The sequence below is a fragment of the Mycobacterium helveticum genome (genome assembly GCF_007714205.1).
Lineage (GTDB): Bacteria > Actinomycetota > Actinomycetes > Mycobacteriales > Mycobacteriaceae > Mycobacterium > Mycobacterium helveticum.
This window is the reverse complement of the sequence record NZ_VMQU01000045.1, coordinates 14,459-39,156: the sequence shown is the minus strand read 5'-3', so window position 1 is coordinate 39,156 and position 24,698 is coordinate 14,459. Positions and strand designations below refer to the sequence as shown.

Below are 24,698 nucleotides of genomic sequence, written 5' to 3'. Positions count from 1 at the left end.
CGAGGCGGTAGGTGTTCGCGCGCGCGGAGATCGAAACAACGACGACGTTGACAAGACCGACCGGCTGCCGGGGTTTGACTCGTTCGAGCCCAGCAGGTGTCTGGTCCGGTTGCTGGCCTGGCCGGTTTCCGGCGCGCGACGGTGTGGGTCTTGGTGCCTGCGACGCTATTCTTGTTCCGGCAACCATCTCGTGACGGTTGCGCCAAGACGATTGAGCCCAGGGATACTGAGCCCAGGGATACTGAGCCCAGGGATACTGAGCGAAGGGATGACGGAGCTGACCGAGGACGCCGACGGGTTACCGTCGGGGTCGCTGAGCGCGCAGCAAGCCAGTGCCGATGCCGCTGACTTGCGGGCCGGGATCGACGAGCTGGCGGGTTTGGTGGCCGGCAGTCTGGGGTTGTCTGAGTTGCTGGCTGCGGTGTCGACGTTTGCGGTGCGCGCGATCCCGGGCGCCGACGGTGCCGGGGTGGCCTTGTTGCGGGTCGACCGGGTGGAAAACCTGGTGGAAGCGTTGGCCGCCAGTGCGCCGTTTGTCGCCGAGATCGACGAGATCCAGTACGTGACTCTCAAGGAGGGTCCGTGCATCACCGCGGCGCTGGAGCGGCGCACGGTGCGGTCCGGGTCGTTGGGCGGGGAAAAGATGTGGCCGCGGTTCGGCCCCCGGGTGGGCCGCCTGGGCGTGCACAGTGCGTTGTCGCTGCCGCTGCTGCTGTCGGGCCAGGCGATCGGGGCGATCAATGTCTACGCCCACGGCAAAGACGTCTTCGATGAGCACGCCGCCGAACTGGGGGAGTTGTTCGCCAAGCCCGCGGCGGTGGCGGTGCACAACGCCCAGGTCCTCGCGCATGCGTTGGCGCTGGCCGCCCAGTTGCAGACGGCGTTGTCGACGCGCCCGGTGATCGATCAGGCGATCGGCCTGATCCGGGGACGTAGCGGGCGCAGCGCCGAGGAGGCGTTCACTCAGCTGCGGGCGATCAGCCAGGCCGAACACCGCAAATTGGCCGACGTGGCCCAACACATTGTCGATGAAGCCGCGCGCCGCGCCCGCGCCCGACGCGACCCGACCTGAGCCCGAACCGCCATTCGATACCCGGCCGAACCGTCGCTGCGCGGTGGGACGCGCGTAGGTTGGATGGCGGGGAAACAGCAAGCGCGACGGGTCCTGGCTCGCGTCGCGGCTTCCCCACCGGGCAGGGCGACTCGCCCGTTCGGCACCGGCAGGCTCGATCGGCGCTCGGGAGCGTCCAGCGGAGCAGTCCTGTCATGGAGATCGGTGCGGCCCTGGCCGCCGATTTGGGCATCCTCACCGCCGCCCTGGATGAGCCCGGCGCCGATGTGCTGCACAGTCTGCACCAATTGGGTGTCGACGCCCAGGCGGCCGTGCCCAGCTATCTCGGGCTGAGCGTGACCGTCGACGGCAGTGATCCGCCGTTGACGTTCACCACCCTTGAGGACGGCGCGGCCGAGAATGTTCGCACCTCGCTTCGGCTGACGCTGCCCGGTATCGGTGACGGCCGCGCGGCACCATTGGTTGCGCTGATCCTCTACGCGGGCACGCCGGGAACGTTCGTCGACCTCGCCGCAGACCTGGCGTGGCTCACCGGCCGCCCGCCCAGCGACTTCGTACTCGATCAGCATCTCAGCCTCCCCGCCGGATCGGGCACGGGGACATATCTGCGCACGGCGTCGGTCATCAATCAGGCGATCGGTGTCCTCATCGGCCGCGGCTACACCCCGGGACAAGCCGATCGAGAACTGAACACCCGGGCGGGCGGCACGGGCATCGATCGACACACCGCGGCCCAATTGATCCTCGACACGCCCCCCGGCGAGGACCCGGCCGACACCGGGCACGCCGAACAGAAACCCAACATCGGCTAACCGCGCACGGCGGCGCGGCGGGCTGCCGAGACGGCGTGCACAAGTCGCTCATTCCCTCGTTAGCCGGAATTCGGAGGGTCGCCCAACTCCGCGTTCACCTTCACCCGAGCCCGCGCCCGTCGGTCTGTCGGCCACTTCGCCGGCGACCGGGCGAGAAACAAGCGAGCGAGAAACAACCGTGTCGGTGATACCGCGGGAATACCCGCCTGGCACCGAAGCGCCGAGCGGGCCGGACAGCGCCAAACCGGTTGGGCGCGAAGCTAAATGACGCCCTCCAACACTGGCCCCGGCAATCTTCCTCCCGGACATCCAAAGAGAGACCAGTGTCCCCTGCGACGACTTCGCCCGCCGTGACCACCGAACCAGCCGGTCTCGCTCTTCATCGGTGAGCACCAGCTCCGGGGGACACTGGCGAGCGCTCACGCCAGTTCCGAGTTCATCTGCCGCAGCGCGACGATGCGCGCCTGGAGCTGGTCGCGGGTGGCAGCTGCGATCGGCGGCCCGCCGCAGCGGCGGCGCAGCTCGTTGTGGATCCAGCCGTGCGGCTTGCCGGTGCGGTGATGGGTCAGCGACACCAGCGTGTTGAGCTCGCGGCGCAGTTCGCGGAGCTCCCCGTGCATCGACGGCACCGGCGCGGCGTGCGCGGCGTCCTGCTGGAGCCGGGCCCGCTTCTGGAGTTGCTCGTCCTGGCGTTGGTGCAGCAGGGCGCGCATCTGGTCGGCGTCGAGCAGCCCGGGGATGCCCAGGTAGTCGGCCTCCTCGTCGCTGCCGGCGGGGGTGGCGGTGCCGAACGACGACCCGTCGAAGATGACCTGGTCGAGTTCGGCGTCGGCGCCCAGGGAGGTGAAGCCGCGGTCCTCGTCGCTTTTCTCGGTCTGGGTGCGGGTGGCGGGGTCACCGTCGAGCGGGTCCTCGTCCGGGCGGTGCGGCTGGCCGAGCACGTGGTTGCGCTGGGCCTCCAGCTCGCTGGCCAGTTGCAGCAGGTTGGGCACCGACGGCAGGAAGATGCTGGCCGTTTCCCCGGGCCGCCGCGACCGCACGAACCTGCCGATTGCCTGCGCGAAGAACAGCGGTGTCGAGGCGCTGGTGGCGTAGATGCCCACCGCCAGCCGGGGCACGTCGACACCCTCGGAGACCATGCGCACCGCGACCAGCCACCCGCCCGTGCTCTCGGCGAACTCGGTGATGCGCCCCGACGATCCGGGGTCGTCGGACAGCACGACCGTGGGCCGCTCGGAGGTCATCCTCTCCAGCAACGCCGCGTAGGCGCGGGCCGCGGTCCGGTCGGAGGCGATGATCATGCCGCCGGCGTCGGGCACGTGCGTGCGCAGCTGACGCAGCCGCTGATCGGCCGCCGCGATCACCGCGGGCATCCATTCGCCGGCGGGGTCCAGCGCCGTGCGCCAGGCCCGCGCCGTCTGCTCGGCCGACAGCGGCTCGCCCAGCCGCGCCGCGTGCTCCTCGCCGGCGCTGTCGCGCCAGCGCGCCTCCCCGGAGTAGGCGAGGAACACCACCGGCCGGACCACCCCGTCGCCGAGCGCCTCGGCATAGCCGTAGGTGTGGTCGGCCCGCGAGCGCAGCACCCCGTCGGAGCCGGCTTCGTAGTCGACGAACGGGATGGGGCTGTCGTCGCTGCGGAACGGCGTCCCCGTCAGCGCCAGCCGCCGGGTCGCGTCGCCGAAGGCTTCGCGGATCGCGTCGCCCCAGGTCTTGGCGTCACCGCCGTGATGGATCTCGTCGAAGACGACCAGCGTCTTGCGCTGTTCGGTGCGCACCCGGTGCAGGGTCGGGTGCGCGGCGACCTGGGCGTAGGTCACGGTCACGCCGTGATACTCCGGCGAGGTCACCGGGCTGGTGTTGGAGAACCTCGGGTCCAGGGCGAGGCCGTGCAGCCCTGCGGCCCGCGCCCACTGGACCTTGAGGTGCTCGGTGGGTACCACGACGGTGATCTGGTCGACGGCGCGCTGGGCCAGCAGTTCGGCCGCCACCCGCAAGGCGAATGTCGTCTTGCCCGATCCGGGGGTCGCCACGGCCAGGAAATCGCGCGGCTGACCGGTCAGGTATTTCACCAGCGCCCTGCGTTGCCAGCCCCGTAACGGCCGACCGGGATCGTGCCCGGTCGCGGCGCGCGGTTCCGTGCTGACCGGTTGCAACGACATTTCCCCCCGTAGTCCCGTTATCCGATGCGGCCGGCCTGGTTGATTGGCGGACGTGAAATCTAGCACGGCAAGGCTTTTCGCCGCGGCAACGACTCGGGCCGGTGATGTGTCGCGGCGTCGCGCGTCGCACCCGCCGCGCCCGGCATCGCCGCGCTTGCGATGCCACTAGGCTGGTCGGGTGTTTGAATCGCTGTCTGACCGGTTGACCGGTGCGCTGGCGGGACTGCGCGGCAAGGGTCGACTGACCGACGCCGACATCGAGGCCACCACCCGCGAAATCCGGCTCGCGCTGCTGGAGGCCGACGTCTCGCTGCCCGTGGTGCGGGCGTTCGTCAACAGGATCAAGGAGCGCGCCCGGGGCGCCGAGGTGTCCGGCGCCCTGAACCCGGCGCAGCAGGTCGTCAAGATCGTCAACGACGAACTCGTCGGCATCCTCGGCGGCCAGACCCGCCAGCTGGCCTACGCCAAGACGCCGCCGACCGTCGTGATGCTCGCCGGCCTGCAGGGCGCCGGCAAGACGACGCTGGCCGGCAAGCTCGCGGCCTGGCTGCGCGGCCAGGGTCACACGCCGCTGCTGGTGGCCTGCGACCTGCAGCGCCCGGCCGCGGTGAACCAGCTCCAAGTCGTCGGACAGCGGGCCGGGGTGCCGGTGTTCGCGCCGCACCCGGGTGCCGGATCGCCGGATCCCGACGCCGGCCCCCCCGACCCCGTCGCCGTCGCGGCCGCCGGTCTCGCCGAGGCCCGCGCCAAGCACTTCGACGTCGTCATCGTCGACACCGCGGGACGGTTGGGCATCGACGACGAGCTGATGGCCCAGGCCGCGGCCATCCGCACCGCCGTCGACCCCGACGAGGTGCTGTTCGTCCTGGACGCGATGGTCGGGCAGGACGCCGTCACCACGGCCGAGGCGTTCCGCGAGGGTGTCGGTTTCACCGGCGTGGTGCTGACCAAGCTCGACGGCGACGCCCGTGGTGGTGCCGCGTTGTCGGTCCGCGAGGTGACCGGGGTGCCGATCCTCTTCGCCTCCACCGGCGAGAAGCTCGAGGACTTCGAGGTCTTCCACCCCGACCGGATGGCCGGCCGCATCCTGGGCATGGGCGACATGCTGAGCCTGATCGAACAGGCCGAACAGGTCTTCGACGCCGAGCAGGCCGAGGCGGCCGCCGCCAAGATCGGCACCGGCGAGCTGACGCTGGAGGACTTCCTGGAACAGATGCTGGCGATCCGCAAGATGGGTCCGATCGGCAACCTGCTGGGCATGCTGCCCGGCGCCGGCCAGATGAAAGACGCCCTGGCCGCCGTCGACGACAAGCAACTCGACCGGTTGCAGGCCATCATCCGCGGGATGACGCCGCAGGAGCGGGCGGAGCCGAAGATCATCAACGCCTCCCGGCGGTTGCGCATCGCCAACGGCTCGGGCGTGACGGTCTCCGAGGTCAACCAGCTCGTCGACCGCTTCTTCGAGGCCCGCAAGATGATGTCGTCCATGCTCGGCGGCATGGGCATGCCGGGCCTGGGGCGCAAGTCGGCGACGCGCAAGGCCAAGGGCGCTAAGGGCAAGGCCGGCAAGAAGGGCAAGAAGGGGGCGCGCGGCCCCACGCCGCCCAAGGCGACGAGCCCGTTCGGGGCGGGCATGCCGGGCATGCCGGCCGGATTCCCGGATCTGTCGCAGCTGCCCGACGGCCTCAACGAGCTGCCGCCCGGACTGGCCGACTTCGACCTGTCCAAGCTGAAGTTCCCGGGCAACCCGGGAAGAAAGTAGCCGTAGCGTGCGCATGCGCGTGCGAGGCCGGGGGCTGCCCGAGGAGGCCGAGGTCGAACTGTGGGTCGTCGACGGCCGGATCAGCACCGAACCGGTCGCCGGGGCTGACACCGTCTTTGACGGCGGCTGGATTCTGCCCGGGCTGGTGGACGCGCACTGCCACATCGGGCTCGGCAAGCACGGCGAGATCCCGCTCGACGAGGCGATCGCGCAGGCCGAGATCGAACGCGGGGCCGGGGCGCTGCTGTTGCGCGACTGCGGTTCGCCCACCGACACCCGCAGCCTCGACGACCGCGCCGACCTGCCCCGCATCATCAGGGCCGGCAGGCATCTGGCCCGGCCCAAGCGCTACATCGCCGGCTTCGCCGTCGAACTCGAGGACGAGTCGCAGCTGCCGGCGGCGGTCGCCGCGGAGGCCGGGCGCGGCGGCGGCTGGATCAAGCTGGTCGGCGACTGGATCGACCGCGGCAGCGGCGATCTCGCGCCGCTGTGGTCCGACGGCGTGCTCAAGGCCGCGATCGACGCCGCGCACGAGAACGGCGCCCGCGTCACCGCGCACGTCTTCAGCGAGGACGCGCTGCCGGGCCTGATCAATGCCGGCATCGACTGCATCGAGCACGGCACCGGCCTCACCGACGACAACATCGCCCTGATGCTCGAGCGCGGCACGGCGCTGGTGCCCACGCTGATCAACCTCGAGAACTTCCCCGGCATCGCCGATGCCGCGACGCGGTACCCGACCTACGCCGCGCACATGCGCGACCTGTATGCCCGCGGCTACCAGCGGATCGCCGCGGCGCGGGAGGCCGGGGTGCCGGTGTACGCGGGCACCGACGCGGGCGGCATGGTCGCTCACGGCCGGATCGGCGACGAGGTCGAGGCGCTCACGCGCATCGGCATGAGCCCGACCGAGGCGCTAGGCGCGGCATGCTGGCAGGCCCGCCGCTGGCTGGGCAGGCCCGGCCTCGGGCACGGGGCGCCCGCCGACCTGCTGTGCTACTCGCAAGACCCCCGGCTGGGGCCCGACGTGCTCGCCGCGCCGGAGCTGGTGATCCTGCGCGGCAACGTGTTTCGTGCCGGAGTTGACGCGGCGGCCGGGCGCGCGTCGCGTCCGGCGAGGGAATAGGGTCTGGAGATGGCGTTGCTCAGCGGCGCGACATTTGCCGGATACCTCGTGGCTCGGAGGCTGGGTTCCGGGGCGACCGGCACGGTGTACCTCGCCCAGGATCCGCGGTCGTCACGCTGGCAGGCGCTGAAGGTGCTGTCGCCGGAGTTGTCACGGGACGGCGAATTCCGCCGCCGGTTCCACGCCGAGACCCCGACCGCCTCGGGCCTGTATCACCCGCACATCGTGCGGGTGAACGACCGCGCCGAGTTCGAGGGACAGCTGTGGGTCGCGATGGACTACGTGGACGGCATCAACGCCGCGCAGCTGATGGCCGGCCGGTTTCCCGCGGTGTCCCCGGTCGGTGAGGCGCTCGCCGTGGTCAACGCCCTCGCCGAGGCGCTCGACTACGCGCACCAGCGCGGCCTGTTGCACCGCAACGTCAAGCCGGCCAACGTCTTTTTGACCGGCCGCGACGAGGGTGAACCACGAATCCTGTTGTCCGACTTCGGCATCGCCGGACCGTCGGCCTACGCGGCGCCCGAGCAGCTGCCGGGCTCCGACATCGACGGGCGCGCCGACCAGTACGCGCTGGCGGCCACGGCGTTTCACCTGCTGACCGGTGCGCCCCTGGCCGCCGGCGCGCCGCCGCGGCTCAGCGACCAGCGCCCGGAACTGGCCCGCCTCGACGGGGTGTTCGCCAGGGCGCTTGCCGTACGGGCCGCCGACCGGTTCGCGCGGTGCACCGATTTCGCCGACGCGGCCAACGAGCAAGCGGGCCTCGGCCCCGGCGACCGCGGACCCGAAGCGGTGCTGGTCGCCGACTATCCCGCGCACGCCTGGCCCGAGTCCGACGACGCATCCGGCGGCGTGCCGGCGGCCGACGCCGCGGGCGGTGCCAGGCCGGTGGCAGGGGCGTGGGGTGGGCGACCGGCCGGCTTCTCCGGCGGGGACCCGCCGGCCACGTCGCCCGCCCGCGCCACGTCGACGGTGCCGGCGCGGCGCGGGTTGCGCAAGGCCGTGCTGCGGGTCGTGGCGGTGGCGCTGGTCGCCGGACTGGTCGCGCTGGGCCTGGTGGTCGGGCGCAAGACCCAACCTGCCCCGGGTCAGGGCGTCGGCCGCACACCGTCCCCGTCGGCCGCGGCCGGTGGCACCCGGACCGCCGCGCCGCCGGTCCCGCTGGACGGCACGTACAGCCTCGACGTCGAACGCACGAAGCAGACCTACAACTACGTCGCCGACCCGCAACCCCCGGACGTGACCACCTGGTGGGCCTTCCGCTCGTCGTGCGAACCGCAGTCCTGCACCGCCACCGCCACCCGGCTCGACGACGCCCGGCACCTGCGCGCGCTTTCGCCCGGTGCGCCGCTGTTCCTGGCGTACGGGGACGGCCGGTGGCAGTCCTCGCCGGTCGACGTCCGGTTCCCGTGCATCGGCTCGGACGGATTGCGCCAGAAGCAGACCGCGACGCTGGTGCTCACCCTGCAACCACAGTCCCGCGGCGACTTCTCCGGCGAGGAGACCCTGACCGTGCAGACCAACGAGTGCGGCCAGCGGTCGGCGGTCATCCGCATCCCCGCGGTGGCCAGCCCGCACGGCGGGGTGCCGCCGGGGGTGACGGTGCCGGACCCGGCCGGTGTAGAGCCGGTGCCCTCGGGCACGCCCCATCCCTGAACGCCCCAACCCCGCCCGCAACGTCCCGCGCGGCGCGGCCACCTGCGCGGCAAGCTCGCCGCCGACCCCAGCATCCACCTGGGGTTCTCCGACGCCGGGGCGCACCTGCGCAACATGGCCTTCTCCAACTTCGCGCTGCGGCTGCTCAAGCGCACCCGGGACGCCGAGCGGGCCGGCGCGCCGTTCCTGTCCACCCTGCGCGCGGTGCACCGCCTCACCGGCGAGCCGGCGGAGTGGTTCGGCATCGACGCGGGCACGCTGCGCGAAGGCGACCGGGCGGATTTCGCGGTGATCGACCCGGACGGCCTGGACGAGTCGGTCGACGGCTACCACGAGGAGGCGGTGCCTGCTCGCGGTGCTAGAGCGACCCGATACCCGTCTCCGGGTTGAGCGCGAAACCCCAGTCCAGCAGGTTGGCGGCCTGATCCCAGTACGTCGGGCCGCCCTCGTGGACCAGCCCGTACATCATCGCGATCACCAGCCGCCGTCCACCGCGCGCGGCCGCGCCGACGAAGGTCTTGCGGGCCGCGTTGGTGAAGCCCGTCTTGCCGCCGATCGCCCCGGGGTAGCGCTGCAGCAGCTCGTCGCGGTTGACGATCGGGTGCTCGCCGTGATCGCCGGGGAACATCGCCGACGGCTCGGCGGTGATCTGGGCGAACACCGGGTTGGCCAGGGCGGCGCGGAAGAGGACGGCCAGGTCGTGCGCGGTCGACGCGCCGGACCCGCCGGGCCCGTCCAGGCCCGACGGCGTCGTTGCATGCGTGCTCGTCGCACCCAGGGACGCGGCCTTGGCGTTCATCGCGGCGACGGTGGCCTCGGGGCCGCCCATCAGGTGCGCCAGCGTGTTGGCCGCGTCGTTGCCCGACACCAGCAGGATCGCGTCGAGCAGCTGGCGCGCGGTGTAGCTGCGGCCCGGCTTGATGCCCACGCAGCTGCATTCGACGTCGGCGTCGGCGGCATCGGCGACCACGGTCGAGTCCAGGCCCACCTGGTCGAGGGCCACCAGCGCCAGCAGCACCTTGATGGTGCTCGCGGGCGGGTGCTGCACGTCCTGGTCGCGGCCGGCGAGCACCTCACCGCTGTCGAGGTCGGCCACGATCCAGGTCCGGGCGGGTCCGTCGGGAATCGGCACCGAGCCGACCGGCTGCATGCTGTCGGCCCGGGACGCCGGGGCGCCGAGCCCGCCGGCACCGACCGCGAGCGCCGCGGTGAGCGCGGCCATGAGCTTGCGCATGGGCGCACAGTGTAGCTTTCGGACCCCGTAGTAGCTTTCGGACCCGTAGTTCGGACCCGTAGCTTTCGGACCCGTAGCTTTCGGGCCCGACCGCCAATGCGCAGCGCGCATCTTCAGTACTCTCCGATGCATGCTGAGCCTGGCCGAAATCTCCGACCGCCTCGAGATCCAACAACTTCTGGTGGACTATTCCACCGCAATCGACCGGCGCCGGTTCGACGACCTGGATCACGTGTTCACCCCGGACGCCTACATCGACTACCGGGCGCTGGGCGGTATCGACGGCCACTATCCCGAGGTCAAGAAGTGGCTGTCGGAGGTGTTGCCGAACTTCCCGGTGTACGCCCACATGCTCGGCAACTTCTCGGTCCGCATCGACGGTGACAGCGCGTCGTCGCGGGTGATCTGCTTCAACCCCATGGTGCTGGGCGGCGAGAGCGACCAGGTGCTGTTCTGCGGGCTCTGGTACGACGACGAGTTCACCCGCACCCCCGAGGGCTGGCGGATGACGCGGCGGGTCGAGACGAAGGTCTTCCAGAAGGTGATGTGAGCCGGTCGGGCGAATTTCCGGTCGCGGCTCCGGCTCTGGCACAATGGGCGGCTGTCCCTCGTGCGACCCACCTCGACCGGGTGTTCGCGCGCGGGTCACACACGCGAGGCAAAACCGGATCCGGGCAACCCGCCCCGATCGCCGAATTGCAGCGTGACATCTACAGGAGCGCGTAACACATGGCTGTCAAGATCAAGCTCACCCGGCTCGGCAAGATCCGCAACCCCCAGTACCGCATCGCCGTCGCCGACGCCCGCACGCGGCGCGACGGCCGTTCGATCGAGGTCATCGGCCGCTACCACCCCAAGGAGGAGCCGAGCCTGATCGAGGTCGACTCCGAGCGCGCCCAGTACTGGCTGTCCGTGGGTGCCCAGCCCACCGAACCGGTCCTCAAGCTGCTGAAGATCACCGGCGACTGGCAGAAGTTCAAGGGTCTCCCGGGCGTCGAGGGCACGCTGAAGGTCAAGCCACCCAAGCCCAGCAAGCTCGAGCTGTTCAACGCCGCGCTGGCCGAGGCCGAGGGCGGTCCCACCACCGAGGCCGCCAAGCCGAAGAAGAAGGCGTCGACGTCAGGGGCCAAGAAGGCGGGCAAGGCCGAGGCCGCCGGTGATGGACCGGCCGAGGCGCCCGCGGAAGCCGGCAACGAGGGCGGCGAGCAGCCCGGGCCGGCCCAGCCCGCCGCGGAAAGCTGACCGGCGTGAGCACGGTCGTCGTCGACGCGGTCGAGCACCTGGTCCGCGGCATCGTCGACAACCCCGACGACGTCCGGGTGGACATGGTGACCAGCCGGCGCGGGCGCACTGTCGAGGTCCACGTCCATCCCGACGACCTGGGCAAGGTGATCGGTCGCGGCGGACGCACCGCGACCGCCCTGCGCACGCTGGTCGCCGGCATCGGCGGGCGGGGCATCCGCGTCGACGTCGTGGACACCGACCAGTAGCACCGCTGATGGAACTCCCTTGGAGTTGACCGTCGGGCGCGTGGTGAAAGCGCACGGCGTCGGCGGCGAGGTGGTCGTCGAGATTCGCACCGACGACCCCGCCGCCCGTTTCGCGCCGGGCGCCGCACTGCGGGCCAGGGACGTCCGCGGCGGTGGGCCGGAGCGCAGTTACGTCGTCGACAGCGCGCGCGAGCACGGCGGGCGCCTGCTGGTGCGGTTGGCCGGGGTCGGCGACCGGGACGCCGCCGACGCGTTGCGGGGGAGGTTGTTCGTCGTCGACTCCGCCGACCTGCCGCCGATCGACCCCATCGAGGAGCCGGACACCTACTACGACCACCAGCTCGAGGGCCTGCGGGTGCGCACGAGGGCGGGCGCCGACGTCGGCGTGGTCGCCGAGGTGCTGCACACCGCGGCCGGCGAGTTGCTGTCCGTGCGGCGGCCTGACGGCGGGGAGGTGCTGGTGCCGTTCGTCGGCGCGATCGTCACGTCGGTGTCGTTGCGGGACGGCGTCATCGAGATCGATCCGCCCGAGGGTCTCCTGGATCTGGCATGAGGATCGACGTCGTCACGATCTTCCCGGCCTGCCTGGACCCGCTGCGGCAGTCGTTGCCGGGCAAGGCGATCGAGTCGGGCGTGGTCGACCTGCGCGTGCACGACCTGCGGCGCTGGACGCACGACGTGCATCACTCGGTCGACGACGCGCCCTACGGCGGGGGTCCCGGGATGGTGATGAAGGCGCCGGTGTGGGGCGAGGCGCTGGACGAGATCTGTTCCGGGGAGACGCTGTTGGTCGTGCCCACTCCCGCCGGTGCGCTGTTCACGCAGGCCACGGCCCAGCGCTGGAGCGCCGAGGCGCACCTGGTGTTCGCCTGCGGCCGCTACGAGGGCATCGACCAGCGGGTCATCGAGGACGCCGCCCGCCGGATGCGGGTCGAGGAGGTCTCGATCGGCGACTACGTGCTGCCGGGCGGGGAATCGGCGGCGGTCGTGATGATCGAGGCGGTGCTGCGGCTTTTGGCCGGCGTCCTGGGCAACCCCGCGTCGCATCGCGACGACTCGCACTCGCCCGGCCTGGACCGGCTGCTGGAGGGGCCCGGGTACACCCGTCCGCCCAGCTGGCGGGGACTCGACGTCCCCGACGTGCTGCTGTCCGGGGACCACGCCCGGGTTGCCGCCTGGCGCCGGGAGGTCTCCCTGCGGCGCACCCGGGAACGCCGCCCCGACCTGTGCCCGCCCGGCGTCTAGTCGAGCGCGGGGCCGATGCGGCCGTCGGGGAACATCGTCTTGACCGCCCGGGTGATCGTGTCGCGGGCGGTGGCGTCGTCGGAGGGCTGCAGCGACTGGACCACCATGATGTAGCGGTGGTCGGCGCCGACCAGCCCGGTCGACAGGTGCATCCAGTCGCTGCCGATGCAGCACATCCAGCCCTGCTTGACGGCCACCGGTTCGGCGTAGAGGCCCTCCGGGATGCCGAACCGCTGCGGGTAGCCGTCGACGCCGTTGGGCGTGGACCGGTCCAGGTCGTCGACGATGATCTTCGCCCGTTCGGCGGGCAGCCCGCCGGACCCGTCGAGCAGCTTCTCGTAGTAGCGGATCAGGTCGGTCACCGAGCTGATCGTGTTCCACCAGCGCCCGTCGGGCGGCGGCGTGGTCGACGCCAGCCCGTACCGGCTCGCGACCTCGGTGATGATGGCGTTGCCCCCGTCCTGACCCCAGAACCGCTCGGCCGCGCCGTCGTCGGAGGACTGCAGCATCAGGTCCACGGCCTGGCGGTCGTCGGTGCTCAGCGCGGTCCCGCCCGCGGCTTCCCGCAGCAGCAGGTCGTCGGCGATGAAGAGCTTGGCCACCGATGCCGTCCCCGCGATCTGGCCGTTGCCGTTGGAGACCAGCCGGTTGGTGGCGCGATCCAGGACGGCGACCGACAGCGTGGCGCCGGCGGCGGCGGCGTCGTCGGTGGCCAGCTGCACGCGTGCCTGCAGCAGGCCGAAGTCGGCGCTGGTGGGCAGCGCCCGCTGCGGTGGGGGCGGCGCGACGGCCTCCGTGAACAGACCGGCGACCTGCTGCGGCGACGGGGACGAAACCGGTTTGGACGCGGGATGCAGGGGGGCGTCGAACACCTTCGCCTGCACCTGCGCCCGCAACTGGCCCACGCAGGCCGCGGCGACCACCAACGCGACCGCGGCGATGGCGGTCGGCAGCGTCAGGGATCGTCTGCGCATTCCGTCATATCTACCACTGACCTGCGCCGTTGGCCCGTCGCGCGGCACGGTGATTCCGTGTGATTTTCACTGCATGGACGGCGTCTGGCACAATTGACCAGTTGTCTCCGGCGGTCGTCGGTCGGCCGGGCCGCTTCCCGCCTGCTGCGAGACGAATTGGAACGCTGGAAAACCCATCGGCTCGGTGACCGCCGCGCGCCCGCGTGCGGGCCACCGTGAGCCGCGACTGCAAGGAAGTGTCTTTTCGCATGAACAGGCTGGACTTCGTCGACCAGGCGTCGCTACGCGACGACATCCCGGCCTTCGGCCCGGGCGACACCATCAACGTGCACGTCAAGGTCATCGAAGGCGCCAAGGAGCGCATCCAGGTGTTCAAGGGTGTGGTCATCCGCCGGCAGGGCGGGGGCGTCAGCGAGACCTTCACCGTGCGCAAGGAGAGCTACGGCGTCGGCGTCGAGCGCACGTTTCCGGTGCATTCGCCGAACATCGACCACATCGAGGTGGTGACGCGAGGCGATGTCCGCCGCGCCAAGCTGTACTACTTGCGTGAGCTCCGCGGCAAGAAGGCCAAGATCAAGGAGAAGCGCTGACCGGGCGCCGGCTCGGCGGTTCACCGGGGCACAAATCGGGCTGGCTACGCTGATCTCGTGACCGATAGCACGGACTCACCCGAGCCCCGGCCCGACGCCGGTCCCTCAGAGCCGAAGGTGTCCACCCGCGACCCCGGCGCGGCCGACGACGCGGCCGCCGCGACCGGCGAGGCGCCGGAAGCGGCGGAGCCCAAGCGCACCACGCGGTCCGCCGCGCGCGAGTTCGCGATTCTCGCGGTCATCGCGGTGGTGCTCTACTACGTCATGTTGACGTTCGTGGCGCGGCCCTACCTGATTCCGTCGGAGTCGATGGAGCCCACCCTGCACGGATGCCCCGGCTGTGTCGGCGACCGGATCATGGTGGACAAGGTGACCTACGACTTCGGCGTCCCGCGTCCCGGCGACGTCGTCGTCTTCAAGGGCCCGCCGGCCTGGAACGTCGGATACAAGTCGATCCGTTCCGACAACACCGCGCTGCGTTGGGCCCAGAACGCGCTGTCCTTCGTCGGATTCGTACCTCCCGACGAGAACGACCTGGTCAAGCGCGTCATCGCGGTCGGCGGTCAGACGGTGCAGTGCCGGGCCGACACGGGTTTGACGGTCAATGGCAAGCGGCTTTACGAGCCGTATCTGGACCCGGCCACCATGATGGCAAACCCGGCCGTCTACCCCTGCCTGGGCCCCGAGTTCGGGCCGGTCACCGTGCCCCCGGGGCGCCTGTGGGTGATGGGCGACAACCGGACGCACTCGGCGGACTCGCGCGCCCACTGCACGAGCACCCCGACCGACGCGCTGAAGGGCATTCTGTGCACCGGCGATCCGATGTCGGGCACGGTGCCGGTCTCCAACGTCATCGGCAAGGCCAGGTTCATCGTGTGGCCGCCGGGGCGTTGGGGCGTCGTGGATTCGGTGAACCCGCAGCAGAATCGGTAGCCGGGGCTTTGCGATGAGGGGGCCCTGGCCGCCGCGGACGGTGATCCGCAAGTCTGGGGGTCTGCGGACCTTGGAGTCCGCGCTGTACCGCAGCGGCCTGGGGCCGGTGGCCGGGGTCGACGAGGTGGGCCGCGGCGCGTGCGCGGGCCCGCTGGTGGTGGCGGCCTGTGTGCTCGGTCCGGGGAGGCTGGAAAGCCTTGCCGAGCTGGATGATTCGAAGAAACTGACCGAGAAGGTGCGGGAGCGGCTGTTTCCCCTGATCCGTCGTTACGCGCTGGCCTACCACGTGGTGTTCATCCCGTCGACCGAGGTGGACCGGCGCGGCGTGCACGTCGCCAACATCGAGGGCATGCGCCGCGCGGTGGCCGGTCTGGCGGTCCGGCCCGGCTATGTGCTGAGCGACGGTTTCCGGGTGCCCGGCCTGCCGATGCCCTCGCTGCCGGTGGTCGGTGGCGACGCTGCCGCGGCCTGCATCGCCGCGGCCAGCGTGCTGGCGAAAGTCAGCCGCGACCGGCTGATGGTCGCCCTGGACGCCGCCCACCCCGGCTACGGATTCGCCGACCACAAGGGCTACAGCACGCCCGCGCACAGCACGGCGCTGGCCCGGCTCGGCCCGTGCCCCGAACACCGCCATTCGTTCATCAACGTGCGGCGCGTGGCGACCGGCGCGCCGAGCCGGGTGGTGGCCGACTGCGATCCGGACCCTCCGGACGGCCGGGGCGCATACCGTTGAGGAAAGATGAGACCAGTGCGCAACGAGAAGGATTTCTGACCAGATGAGTGCAGAGGATCTCGAAAAGTACGAAACCGAGATGGAGCTCTCGCTGTACCGCGAATACAAGGACATCGTCGGTCAGTTCAGCTACGTCGTCGAAACCGAGCGGCGCTTCTACCTGGCCAACAGCGTGGAGATGGTGCCCCACAACGCCGACGGCGAGGTGTACTTCGAGCTGCGCCTGTCCGACGCGTGGGTGTGGGACATGTACCGGCCGGCGCGGTTCGTCAAGCAGGTGCGTGTCGTCACCTTCAAGGACGTCAACATCGAAGAGGTCGAAAAGCCCGAGTTGCGCCTGCCCGAATAGCCGGCCCGACCGGCATGGGGGACGATCCCGGCCTGATCCCGGCCTAATCCGCGTCGTCGAGGGGCAGGTGGCCCTTTCGCTCGATGACCGCCCGCGCCACGTCGGCGAGCTTGATGTTGAGGCCCTGCGAATGGCGGCGCAGCAGGTCGAATGCCTGGCTTTCGCTCATGTCGTGCAGCAACATCAACATGCCGACCGCTTTGCCGATCTCGCGGTTGCTGAGCAGCCCGCGCCGCAGGCTCGCGGCGTCGTCCCCCTTGGCCACGGCGTTGATGGCCACGCTGGCGAACGAGGCCAGCACCGCGGCCGCACCGGCCGACTCGGCGTCGAACAGGTTGGGGGTGTCGCTGAACAGGTTGAGCGCCGCGGCCTTGCGTTTGTCGATCAACAGGCGAAACCCCATGGCCCCGCGCACCGGCGTCTCCGCGACCAGGACGGCCGCCAGTTTGGGCCACAGCGACGGCGTGGTGAGGTCCGTGTCGATCTGCGGGGTCTCCTCTTCGATGGCGTCGATGCAGGGGCCGTCGCCGGTGCGCCGTTCGAGTTCGTCGACCGCGTATGCCAGCCGGTCGCTGGCGCCGACGGTGACGTAACGGCCGTTCTCCAGCAGCATCAGGCTGGCGTGGTCGCAGCCGCGCACCGTCAGGGTCGCGGCGACGCAGATGGCCGAGTACATCTCACCGGGGTCCGAGCCCTGATAGATGATCTCCGCCAGCGCCGAGAAGACCGTCGCCGGGTCGGCCTTCTCGCCCCCGGGCAGCGAGCCGGCGGCGTCGGTGTTCACGTCTTCAACCACGTTGTGCCTCCCTCACGGCGGTGTCCGAGCGTCATCCGGCCCGCCTCCTGGCCGTATGTTATCGGCCGGCGACGCGCCGCACCTGCCGTGCGCTGCAGTTGCCGGCCCGTCAGCGGGTCGCCGGGTCGCAGCTGGCGCTGCGGACGAGGCGCGCCGCGCCGCCAGCCTACGGCGCGGAGGCGGGAGTTTCGTCCGTAGTCGGCGTAACTTGCTGCGGTGCCGCCGGGGCCGCGGCGTCCGCGGCGATCTCGGGGGTGCCGTTCGTCCCGTCGCTGCCGGAATGGCTGCACGTCGGGCGCACGTCGGTGGCAAGGCCAAGTCGGCGGCGGGCCGGCGGCCCGTGCACTCCTCGGCGGAGGCCCCTGGCGGCGCTGTGACGCACGCCGACGCGCTACGCCCGGCGCGGGGTGCGCGGGCCGAGGTAGTTTGATCCCGTGGGTTTCAAGCGCGCGGCCGCGGCGCGCGGCGTCGTCGCCGACTACGACGAGCACGCGATAACCGTTACGGCGCGTAAACGTGAGGCGGCGGGCCTACGGGCGGTGCTGGTCTCCCTGCAGCGCGGCCTGGAGCAGATGGGTGCGCTGCGGACCGGAGCGGTGCTGGCCCGGCTGAATCAGCGCAAGGGATTCGACTGCCCCGGCTGCGCCTGGCCCGAGGAGCACGGCGGACGCAAACTGGCCGAATTTTGCGAGAACGGTGCCAAGGCCGTTGCCGAGGAGGCCACCAGGCGCACGGTCACGCCGGAATTCTTCGCCCGGCACTCGGTGGCAGAGCTGTCGGCAAAGCCCGAATACTGGCTGTCGCAACAGGGCCGCATCACCCACCCGATGGTGTTGAGGCCCGGCGATGATCACTACCGGCCGATCGGCTGGGACGCCGCCTACCGGCTGATCGCCGATCAGCTCAACGCGCTGGACAACCCGGATGCGGCGGTGTTCTACACGTCGGGCCGCACCAGCAACGAGGCCGCGTTCTGCTACCAGCTGATGGTCCGCTGCTTCGGCACGAACAACCTGCCCGACTGCTCGAACATGTGCCACGAGTCGTCGGGCTCGGCGCTGACCGAGTCGATCGGCATCGGGAAGGGGTCCGTCACCGTCGACGACGTCGAGCATGCCGACCTGATCGTCGTCGCAGGGCAAAACCCGGGCACCAACCACCCGCGCATGCTGTCGGTGCTGGAGAAGGCAAAGGCCAACGGCGCCAAGATTATTGCAATAAATCCGCTACCTGAGGCCGGCTTGATCCGGTTCAAGGACCCGCAGAAGCTGAACGGGCTTCTCGGGCATGGCATCCCGGTGGCCGACGAGTTCGTGCAGATCCGCATCGGCGGGGATATGGCGCTGTTCGCCGGGTTGGGACGGTTGCTGCTGGAGGCCGACCGGCGCGCCCCGGGCACCGTCGTCGATCGGGCATTCGTCGACCAACGCTGTTCGGGATTCGACGCGTACCGTCGCCGCACCCTCGACGTCGACATCGGCACCGTTCTCGCCGCCACCGGTGTCGAGCGGGCGCAACTGGAGCGTGTTGCCGCGATGTTGATGGCGTCGCAGCGCACCGTCATCTGCTGGGCCATGGGCTTGACCCAGCACAGCCACGCTGTCGCCACCATCGGCGAAGCCACCAATCTGTTGCTGCTGCGCGGCATGATCGGCATCCCGGGCGCAGGCGTGTGCCCCGTGCGCGGACACTCCAACGTGCAAGGTGACCGTACGATGGGCATCTGGGAGAAGATGCCCGAGGAGTTCCTGGCGGCGCTGGATCGTGAATTCGGCATCGCCACGCCCCGCCGGCCCGGCTACGACACCGTCGCGGCGATCCGTGCCATGCGTGACGGGCGGGCCACGGTGTTCATGGGGATGGGCGGCAATTTCGCGTCGGCCGCCCCCGATAGCGCCGTCACCGAGGCGGCTTTGCGCAGTTGCGCCCTGACCGTGCAGATTTCGACCAAACTCAACCGCAGCCACCTCGTGCACGGGGCCACGGCGCTGATCCTGCCCACGCTGGGCCGTACGGACCGCGACATCCGGAACGGGCGCAAACAGGTTGTCTCGGTTGAGGATTCGATGTCGATGGTGCATCTTTCGCGTGGCAGCTTGCATCCGCCGGGCGACCAAGTCCGCAGCGAGGTCGAGATCGTCTGCCGGTTGGCGCGCACCCTGCTGGGCGAGCAGCATCCGGTGCGGTGGGAGCGGCTCGCCGATGACTACGACACCATCCGCGACGCGATCGCGGCGGTGGTCCCCGGCTGCACCGACTACAACCGCAAGGTGCGCCGGCCGGACGGTTTCCAGCTTCCGCATCCACCGCGCGACTTACGCGAATTCCACACCAGCACGGGCAAAGCCAACTTCGCCATCAATCCGCTGCAATGGGTGCCGGTGCCGCCGGGCCGACTGGTGCTGCAAACACTGCGCAGTCACGACCAGTACAACACCACGATCTACGGGCTCGACGATCGCTATCGGGGGGTGAAGGGCGGGCGCCGCGTGGTGTTCGTGAACCCGGCCGACATCGAGGCGCTGGGCCTGAAGGCGGGTGAGCGCGTCGACCTGGTGTCGGAGTGGAACGATGCCGATGGCCGCCTGCAGGAGCGGCGCGCCAAGGACTTTCAGGTGATTTCCTATTCGACCCCGCCCGGCAATGCCGCGGCATATTATCCGGAAACGAATCCGCTTGTCCCACTTGATCACGTCGCTGCCAAGTCGAACACGCCGGTATCGAAAGCGATCGTCGTCAGGGTGGAGCCGGCCTCGTTCGCGGTGGCTCCCGGCGCCCGTGAAATGCCCTGGTGGGCCGGGTAACGGCGCGTCGGCGGGTGACGCGCTTCACCGCCGAGTCAACGACCACCCGGCCGGACACCCTGGTCGTCGAGGAGCCGTTGGAAATCCGGGTCAACGGCGCCGCGGTCACGGTGACGATGCGCACCCCCGGCGCGGACGTCGAACTCGCGCAGGGGTTCCTGCTCACCGAGGGGGTGATCGCGGGCCGCGGGGACGTGCTGAGCATCCGTTACTGCGGCGGCCGCGACGCCCGTGCCGACGCGGGCGCCAACAGCTACAACGTGCTCGAGGTGACGCTGGCGCCCGGCGTCGCGCCGCCCGACCTCGACGTCACCCGCAACTTCTACACGACGTCGTCGTGCGGGGTCTGCGGCAAGGCGTCCCTGGACGCGGTGCGGTTGAGCAGCCGGTTTGCCCCCGGCGCCGACGGCGCCACCGTCGCCGTGGCCACGCTGGCGGCCATGCCCCGCCGGCTACGCGCCGCGCAGAAAGTCTTCCACAGCACCGGCGGGCTGCACGCCGCGGCACTGTTCGGAGCGGACGGCGCGATGCTGGTGGTACGCGAGGACGTCGGCCGCCACAATGCGGTCGACAAGGTCATCGGCTGGGCGCTGGAGCGCGAGCGGGTGCCGCTGGAGGCGTCGGTGCTGCTGGTCAGCGGGCGCGCGTCCTTCGAGCTGACCCAGAAGGCCGTGATGGCCGGGATCCCCGTGCTGGCCGCGGTGTCCGCGCCGTCGTCGCTGGCGGTCTCGCTGGCCGAGGAATCCGGGGTCACCCTCGTCGCGTTCCTGCGCGGGGAGTCGATGAACGTCTACACCCGCGCCGACCGGATCACCCGGGGCGTGTCCTAGCCTGCGGCCCACCCGGTTGTGGATACGCACGCGACTGGGGATAACCGGCGGTCGGACCCGCGATTTGCGGCCGGCCGCCACACATCCTGTCGGGACGGCCGCGCAGGGTGGCCGGTGTGACGACGGACAAGACGATGACCCGGATCGAGCTGGGCGCGATGGGCGAGGCGCTCGCCGTGGACCACCTGACCCGGTTGGGATTTCGGATCGTGGACCGCAACTGGCGGTGCCGCTACGGCGAACTCGACGTGATCGCCGCCGACGAGGCTACCCGTACGGTGGTGTTCGTCGAGGTGAAAACGCGCACCGGCGACGGCTACGGCGGGCTGCCGTACGCGGTCACCCCGCGCAAAGTCGGGCGGCTGCGCCGGCTCGCCGGGCTGTGGCTGGCCGGGCAGGACGCGCGCTGGGCCGCCGTGCGCATCGACGTGATCGGTGTACGGGCCCGGCCTGGGAATTCAGGCCGCACCCCCGAGATCACCCACCTGCGGGGGATCGGCTGATGTCGCTGGGACGGGCGTTCGCGGTCGCCGTGCGCGGGCTGGACGGGGAGATCGTGGAGATCGAGGCCGACATCACCTCCGGCCTGCCGGGCGTGCACCTGGTGGGGCTGCCCGACGCCGCGCTGCAGGAGTCCCGCGACCGGGTGCGGGCGGCGGTCACCAACTGCGGCAACAGCTGGCCCATGGCCCGCCTCACGCTCGCGCTGTCGCCGGCGACGCTGCCCAAGATGGGCTCGGTCTACGACATCGCCCTGGCGGCCGCGGTGCTCTCGGCGCAGCGGAAAACCCCGTGGGAGCTCCTGGAAAAGACGGTCCTGCTGGGCGAGCTGTCGCTGGACGGGCGGGTCCGGCCGGTGCGCGGGGTGCTGCCGGCGGTGCTCGCCGCCAAGCGCGAGGGCTGGCCGGTGGTCGTGGTCCCGGTGGACAACCTGGCCGAGGCCAGCCTGGTCGACGGCATCGACGTCTGGGGCGTGCGCACCCTGGGGCAGCTGCAGAGTTGGCTGTCCGGGTCCGCCCGCCTGAGCGAACGGGTCGGGACGGCCAGCACGGATTCGGCGCCGTCGGCCGACCTCGCCGACGTGGTGGGCCAGGCGCAGGCGCGGTTCGCGGTGGAGGTCGCGGCCGCCGGCGCGCATCATCTGATGCTGACCGGGCCGCCGGGGGTCGGGAAAACGATGCTGGCGCAACGTCTTCCGGGGTTGCTGCCGCCGCTGTCGGACAACGAGTCGCTGGAGGTCACCGCGATCCACTCGGTGGCCGGCCTGCTGTCGTCGGACACGCCCCTGATCAGCAGGCCACCCTTCGTGGCGCCGCATCACAGCTCCAGCGTCGCGGCGCTGGTCGGCGGCGGCTCGGGGATGGCCCGCCCGGGCGCCGTCAGCCGCGCCCATCGCGGGGTGCTGTTCCTCGACGAATGCGCCGAGGTCAGCGTGGCCGCGCTGGAGTCGCTGCGGACCCCGTTGGAGGATGGGCAGATCCGGCTGGCCCGCCGCGACGGGGTGGCCTGCTACCCGGCCCGCTTCCAGCTGGTGCTGGCCGCCAACCCGTGCCCGTGCGCGCCGGCTGATCCGCAGGACTGCATCTGCGCGGCGGCGACCAAGCGGCGCTACCTGGGAAAGCTGTCCGGCCCGCTGCTGGACCGGGTGGACCTGCGGGTGCAGATGAACCCGGTACGGGCGGGAGCGTTCTCGGTCGCCGACGGAGAATCCACCGACCGGGTCCGCCGGCGGGTGGCGCTGGCCCGTGAGGCGGCCGCCGCGCGGTGGCGGCCCCACGGGTTCCGCACCAACGCCGAGGTCAGCGGGCCGCTACTGCGGCGCAGGTTCCGCCTCGGCAACGCCGCCATGGAGCCGCTGCGCAGCGCCCTGGACCGCGGGTTGCTCAGCATCCGCGGTGTGGACCGCACACTGCGGGTCGCATGGAGCCTGGCCGACCTGGCCGGCCGGGACCTGCCCGGGCTCGACGAAGTCGCCGCCGCGCTCAGCTTCCGGCAGATGGGGGCGCGGCGATGACCACACCGGTCGACGAGCCCACGGCCCTGGCCTGGGCCTACCTGTCACGGGTGGCCGAGCCGCCCTGCCCGCAACTGGCCGCCCTGGTGCACTCCGTCGGCCCGGTGGAAGCCGCCGACCGGGTCCGGCGCGGGCTGGTCGGCGAGGACCTGGCGCGGCACACCGCGGCGCGCCGGGAAATCGACCGGGCCGCGGCCGATCTCGAGCTGCTCGCCGCCCGGGGTGGGCGACTGGTCACGCCCGGCACCGACGAGTGGCCGCTGCTGGCCTTCGCGGCATTCGGCGCCCGACCCGGGGCGCGGCCGGGCGCGAGCCCGCCGATGGTGCTGTGGGCACAGGGCCCGGCACGCCTCGACGAGGTGAGCGAACGTGCCGCCGCCGTGGTCGGGACCCGGGCCTCGACCGCGTACGGCGAGCAGGTGACGGCCGACCTGGCCGCGGGCCTGACCGAACGTGAGGTCGCGGTGGTCTCCGGCGGCGCCTACGGCATCGACGGCGCGGCGCACCGCGCGGCGCTCAACGGCGACGGGATCACGGTGGCCGTCCTGGCCGGCGGCCTGGACGTCCCCTACCCGGCCGGCCATTCGGCGCTGCTGCACCGCATCGGCCGGCACGGTCTGTTGTTCAGCGAGTACCCGCCCGGGGTCCGGCCCGCCCGGTACCGGTTCCTGACCCGCAACCGCCTGGTCGCCGCGGTCACGGGTGCGGTCGTGGTGGTCGAGGCGGGGCTGCGCAGCGGGGCGGCGAACACGGCCGCCTGGGCGCGGGCCCTGGGCCGGGTCGTGGCCGCGGTGCCCGGGCCCGTGACCTCGTCGGCGTCGGCGGGTTGTCACGTGCTGCTGCGCCACGGCGCGCAGCTGGTCACCCGGCCCGACGACATCGTCGAGCTCGTCGGCCGCATCGGCGAGTTGGCACCCGAGCAGCCGCGACCGGCGACGGCACTCGACGGGCTCAGCCAGGCGCAGCGTCAGGTGTACGAGGCACTGCCGGGGCGCGGCGCCGCCACTCTCGAGGAGATCGCGGTGGCGTCGGGGCTGGCGGCCGAGCAGGTGCTGGGGCCGCTGGCGATCCTCGAGGTGGCCGGGCTGGTGCAGCGCGCCGAGGGGCGCTGGAAAGTGGTCCGCTCGAACGCCGCCGGAGCTGGGCGGACGCCCCGGCTCGTATAGTCGTCACAGGCCGGTTCTGGACGGGAGGACACGTGGCGGGTCGACCTCTGCAACCCTTTGAAGTCGTCGGTAGGCAACAGCTGGCACCACACCTGATTCGGGTGCTGCTGGGCAGCGACGAGTTCGGCACCTTCGTGCCCAACAGGTTCACCGACACCTACGTCAAGATGGTCTTCGTCGCGGACGACGTCGACTTGGCCGCGCTGCCTCGGCCGTTGACGCTGGACAGCTTCGCCGACCTGCCCCCCGAGCGCAAACCCGCGGTGCGGACCATGACGGTGCGCCGCGTCGACGCGGCGAACCGTCAGATCGCGGTCGACATCGTCGTGCACGGCGAGCACGGGGTGGCCGGCCCCTGGGCGGCCGCGGCCCAGCCGGGCCAGCCGGTGTACCTGATGGGCCCCGGTGGCGCCTACACCCCCGACCCGGCCGCCGACTGGCATCTGCTGGCCGGAGACGAGTCCGCGCTGCCGGCCATCGCCGCCGCGCTGGAAGCGCTGCCCGCCGACGCGGTCGGCAAGGCGTTCATCGAGGTGGCCAATCCCGAGGACGAGATCCCGTTGACCGCACCGGACTCCGTCGAGGTGCACTGGGTCTACCGCGGCGGTCGCGCCGATCTGGTGCCCGAAGACCGCGCCGGCGACCATGCGCCGCTGATCGAGGCGGTCACCACCACCCCGTGGCTACCGGGGCAGGTTCACGTGTTCATCCACGGCGAGGCGCAGGCCGTCATGCACAACCTGCGGCCCTACATCCGCAACGAGCGCGGTGTGGACGCGCGCTGGGGGTCGTCGATCTCGGGCTACTGGCGGCGCGGCCGCACCGAGGAGAGCTTCCGGCAGTGGAAGAAGGAGCTGGCCCAGAAGGAGCTGGCCCAGAAGGAGCTGGCCCAGAAGGAGCTGGCCCAGAAGGAGCTGGCCCAGAAGGAAGCGGAGGCCCGGGCGGCGGTTCGGTAG

Annotated in this window: 24 protein-coding genes and 1 pseudogene; 21 read left to right on the top strand and 4 right to left on the bottom strand. The window is 71.3% G+C overall.

Annotated features, from left to right (window positions below; all coding sequences use genetic code 11):
• Window positions 1-268 precede the first annotated feature (268 nt).
• Together FPZ47_RS12680 and FPZ47_RS12675 are read left to right on the top strand one after the other, a co-directional pair.
• Window positions 269-1,072: a GAF and ANTAR domain-containing protein gene (locus FPZ47_RS12680; RefSeq protein WP_144951831.1), complete on the top strand. Its 804-nt coding sequence runs from the start codon at window positions 269-271 to the stop codon at window positions 1,070-1,072.
• Window positions 1,073-1,266: 194 nt separating this feature from the next.
• A complete protein-coding gene (locus FPZ47_RS12675; protein WP_144951833.1) occupies window positions 1,267-1,884 on the top strand; it encodes an ANTAR domain-containing protein in 618 nt (205 codons plus the stop codon).
• Between the two features lie 419 nt (window positions 1,885-2,303).
• On the opposite strand, the gene FPZ47_RS12670 is transcribed toward FPZ47_RS12675, so the two are convergent.
• Window positions 2,304-4,043, bottom strand: coding sequence for a DEAD/DEAH box helicase (locus FPZ47_RS12670; protein WP_144951835.1), 1,740 nt, complete (start codon window positions 4,041-4,043; stop codon window positions 2,304-2,306).
• 178 nt (window positions 4,044-4,221) lie between these two features.
• Between FPZ47_RS12670 and ffh the strand changes: the two genes are divergently transcribed.
• From ffh to FPZ47_RS12650, 4 genes and pseudogenes are all read left to right on the top strand, one after another.
• Entirely contained in the window at window positions 4,222-5,805 is a 1,584-nt protein-coding gene (gene ffh, locus FPZ47_RS12665; RefSeq protein ID WP_144951836.1) for a signal recognition particle protein, read from the top strand.
• 13 nt (window positions 5,806-5,818) lie between these two features.
• Window positions 5,819-6,931: a metal-dependent hydrolase family protein gene (locus FPZ47_RS12660; RefSeq protein WP_144951838.1), complete on the top strand. Its 1,113-nt coding sequence runs from the start codon at window positions 5,819-5,821 to the stop codon at window positions 6,929-6,931.
• Between the two features lie 9 nt (window positions 6,932-6,940).
• Window positions 6,941-8,584, top strand: coding sequence for a serine/threonine-protein kinase (locus FPZ47_RS12655; RefSeq protein ID WP_144951840.1), 1,644 nt, complete (start codon window positions 6,941-6,943; stop codon window positions 8,582-8,584).
• A 51-nt stretch (window positions 8,585-8,635) separates the two neighbouring features.
• Window positions 8,636-8,941: pseudogene (locus FPZ47_RS12650) on the top strand (hypothetical protein); the annotation flags it as partial.
• Window position 8,942: 1 nt separating this feature from the next.
• On the opposite strand, the gene FPZ47_RS12645 reads toward FPZ47_RS12650, so the two are convergent.
• A complete protein-coding gene (locus tag FPZ47_RS12645) occupies window positions 8,943-9,818 on the bottom strand; it encodes a D-alanyl-D-alanine carboxypeptidase family protein (RefSeq protein WP_144951842.1) in 876 nt (291 codons plus the stop codon).
• A 130-nt stretch (window positions 9,819-9,948) separates the two neighbouring features.
• Between FPZ47_RS12645 and FPZ47_RS12640 the strand changes: the two genes are divergently transcribed.
• The 5 genes from FPZ47_RS12640 (at window position 9,949) to trmD (ending at window position 12,553) form a co-directional block, all read left to right on the top strand.
• Window positions 9,949-10,368 carry a nuclear transport factor 2 family protein gene (locus FPZ47_RS12640; protein WP_144951844.1) on the top strand — a complete coding sequence of 140 codons (420 nt, stop codon included), beginning with the start codon at window positions 9,949-9,951 and terminating at the stop codon, window positions 10,366-10,368.
• Window positions 10,369-10,547: 179 nt separating this feature from the next.
• Window positions 10,548-11,060 carry a 30S ribosomal protein S16 gene (rpsP, locus tag FPZ47_RS12635; protein WP_144951846.1) on the top strand — a complete coding sequence of 171 codons (513 nt, stop codon included), beginning with the start codon at window positions 10,548-10,550 and terminating at the stop codon, window positions 11,058-11,060.
• Between the two features lie 5 nt (window positions 11,061-11,065).
• Window positions 11,066-11,308 carry an RNA-binding protein gene (locus tag FPZ47_RS12630; RefSeq protein ID WP_003878715.1) on the top strand — a complete coding sequence of 81 codons (243 nt, stop codon included), beginning with the start codon at window positions 11,066-11,068 and terminating at the stop codon, window positions 11,306-11,308.
• 19 nt (window positions 11,309-11,327) lie between these two features.
• A complete protein-coding gene (gene rimM, locus FPZ47_RS12625; RefSeq protein ID WP_144951849.1) occupies window positions 11,328-11,861 on the top strand; it encodes a ribosome maturation factor RimM in 534 nt (177 codons plus the stop codon).
• On the top strand, window positions 11,858-12,553 hold the full coding sequence (gene trmD, locus FPZ47_RS12620) for a tRNA (guanosine(37)-N1)-methyltransferase TrmD (protein ID WP_144951851.1): 696 nt from the start codon (window positions 11,858-11,860) through the stop codon (window positions 12,551-12,553). Before rimM ends, trmD begins: the two co-directional genes overlap by 4 nt.
• On the opposite strand, the gene FPZ47_RS12615 is transcribed toward trmD, so the two are convergent.
• Window positions 12,550-13,527: a serine hydrolase gene (locus FPZ47_RS12615; protein ID WP_144951852.1), complete on the bottom strand. Its 978-nt coding sequence runs from the start codon at window positions 13,525-13,527 to the stop codon at window positions 12,550-12,552. The two genes, trmD and FPZ47_RS12615, sit on opposite strands and share 4 nt — an antisense overlap.
• Window positions 13,528-13,775: 248 nt before the next feature.
• Between FPZ47_RS12615 and rplS the strand changes: the two genes are divergently transcribed.
• The 4 genes from rplS to FPZ47_RS12595 are packed head-to-tail and all read left to right on the top strand — an operon-like array spanning window position 13,776 to window position 16,132.
• Window positions 13,776-14,117, top strand: a complete 342-nt coding sequence (rplS, locus tag FPZ47_RS12610) for a 50S ribosomal protein L19 (protein ID WP_144951853.1) — start codon at window positions 13,776-13,778, stop codon at window positions 14,115-14,117.
• A gap of 57 nt (window positions 14,118-14,174) precedes the next feature.
• Window positions 14,175-15,050: a signal peptidase I gene (gene lepB / locus FPZ47_RS12605; RefSeq protein ID WP_144951854.1), complete on the top strand. Its 876-nt coding sequence runs from the start codon at window positions 14,175-14,177 to the stop codon at window positions 15,048-15,050.
• Window positions 15,051-15,063: 13 nt separating this feature from the next.
• A complete protein-coding gene (locus FPZ47_RS12600; RefSeq protein ID WP_144951856.1) occupies window positions 15,064-15,783 on the top strand; it encodes a ribonuclease HII in 720 nt (239 codons plus the stop codon).
• 43 nt (window positions 15,784-15,826) lie between these two features.
• Window positions 15,827-16,132, top strand: a complete 306-nt coding sequence (locus FPZ47_RS12595) for a DUF2469 domain-containing protein (RefSeq protein ID WP_144951858.1) — start codon at window positions 15,827-15,829, stop codon at window positions 16,130-16,132.
• A 43-nt stretch (window positions 16,133-16,175) separates the two neighbouring features.
• Here the strand turns inward: FPZ47_RS12595 and FPZ47_RS12590 are convergent, their stop codons facing one another.
• Entirely contained in the window at window positions 16,176-16,928 is a 753-nt protein-coding gene (locus FPZ47_RS12590; protein ID WP_144951860.1) for a GAF and ANTAR domain-containing protein, read from the bottom strand.
• A 434-nt stretch (window positions 16,929-17,362) separates the two neighbouring features.
• On the opposite strand from FPZ47_RS12590, the gene FPZ47_RS12585 reads away from it, so the two are divergent.
• From FPZ47_RS12585 to FPZ47_RS12560, 6 genes are all read left to right on the top strand, one after another.
• Window positions 17,363-19,732: an FdhF/YdeP family oxidoreductase gene (locus tag FPZ47_RS12585; RefSeq protein ID WP_144951862.1), complete on the top strand. Its 2,370-nt coding sequence runs from the start codon at window positions 17,363-17,365 to the stop codon at window positions 19,730-19,732.
• On the top strand, window positions 19,720-20,562 hold the full coding sequence (gene fdhD, locus FPZ47_RS12580) for a formate dehydrogenase accessory sulfurtransferase FdhD (RefSeq protein ID WP_144951864.1): 843 nt from the start codon (window positions 19,720-19,722) through the stop codon (window positions 20,560-20,562). The genes FPZ47_RS12585 and fdhD overlap by 13 nt, the downstream gene beginning before the upstream one ends.
• A 116-nt stretch (window positions 20,563-20,678) precedes the next feature.
• Window positions 20,679-21,065 carry a YraN family protein gene (locus FPZ47_RS12575; protein ID WP_144951866.1) on the top strand — a complete coding sequence of 129 codons (387 nt, stop codon included), beginning with the start codon at window positions 20,679-20,681 and terminating at the stop codon, window positions 21,063-21,065.
• Window positions 21,065-22,576: a YifB family Mg chelatase-like AAA ATPase gene (locus FPZ47_RS12570; protein WP_144951868.1), complete on the top strand. Its 1,512-nt coding sequence runs from the start codon at window positions 21,065-21,067 to the stop codon at window positions 22,574-22,576. Before FPZ47_RS12575 ends, FPZ47_RS12570 begins: the two co-directional genes overlap by 1 nt.
• Window positions 22,573-23,742, top strand: coding sequence for a DNA-processing protein DprA (gene dprA, locus FPZ47_RS12565; RefSeq protein ID WP_144951870.1), 1,170 nt, complete (start codon window positions 22,573-22,575; stop codon window positions 23,740-23,742). Before FPZ47_RS12570 ends, dprA begins: the two co-directional genes overlap by 4 nt.
• Window positions 23,743-23,774: 32 nt before the next feature.
• Window positions 23,775-24,698, top strand: coding sequence for a siderophore-interacting protein (locus FPZ47_RS12560; protein WP_144951872.1), 924 nt, complete (start codon window positions 23,775-23,777; stop codon window positions 24,696-24,698).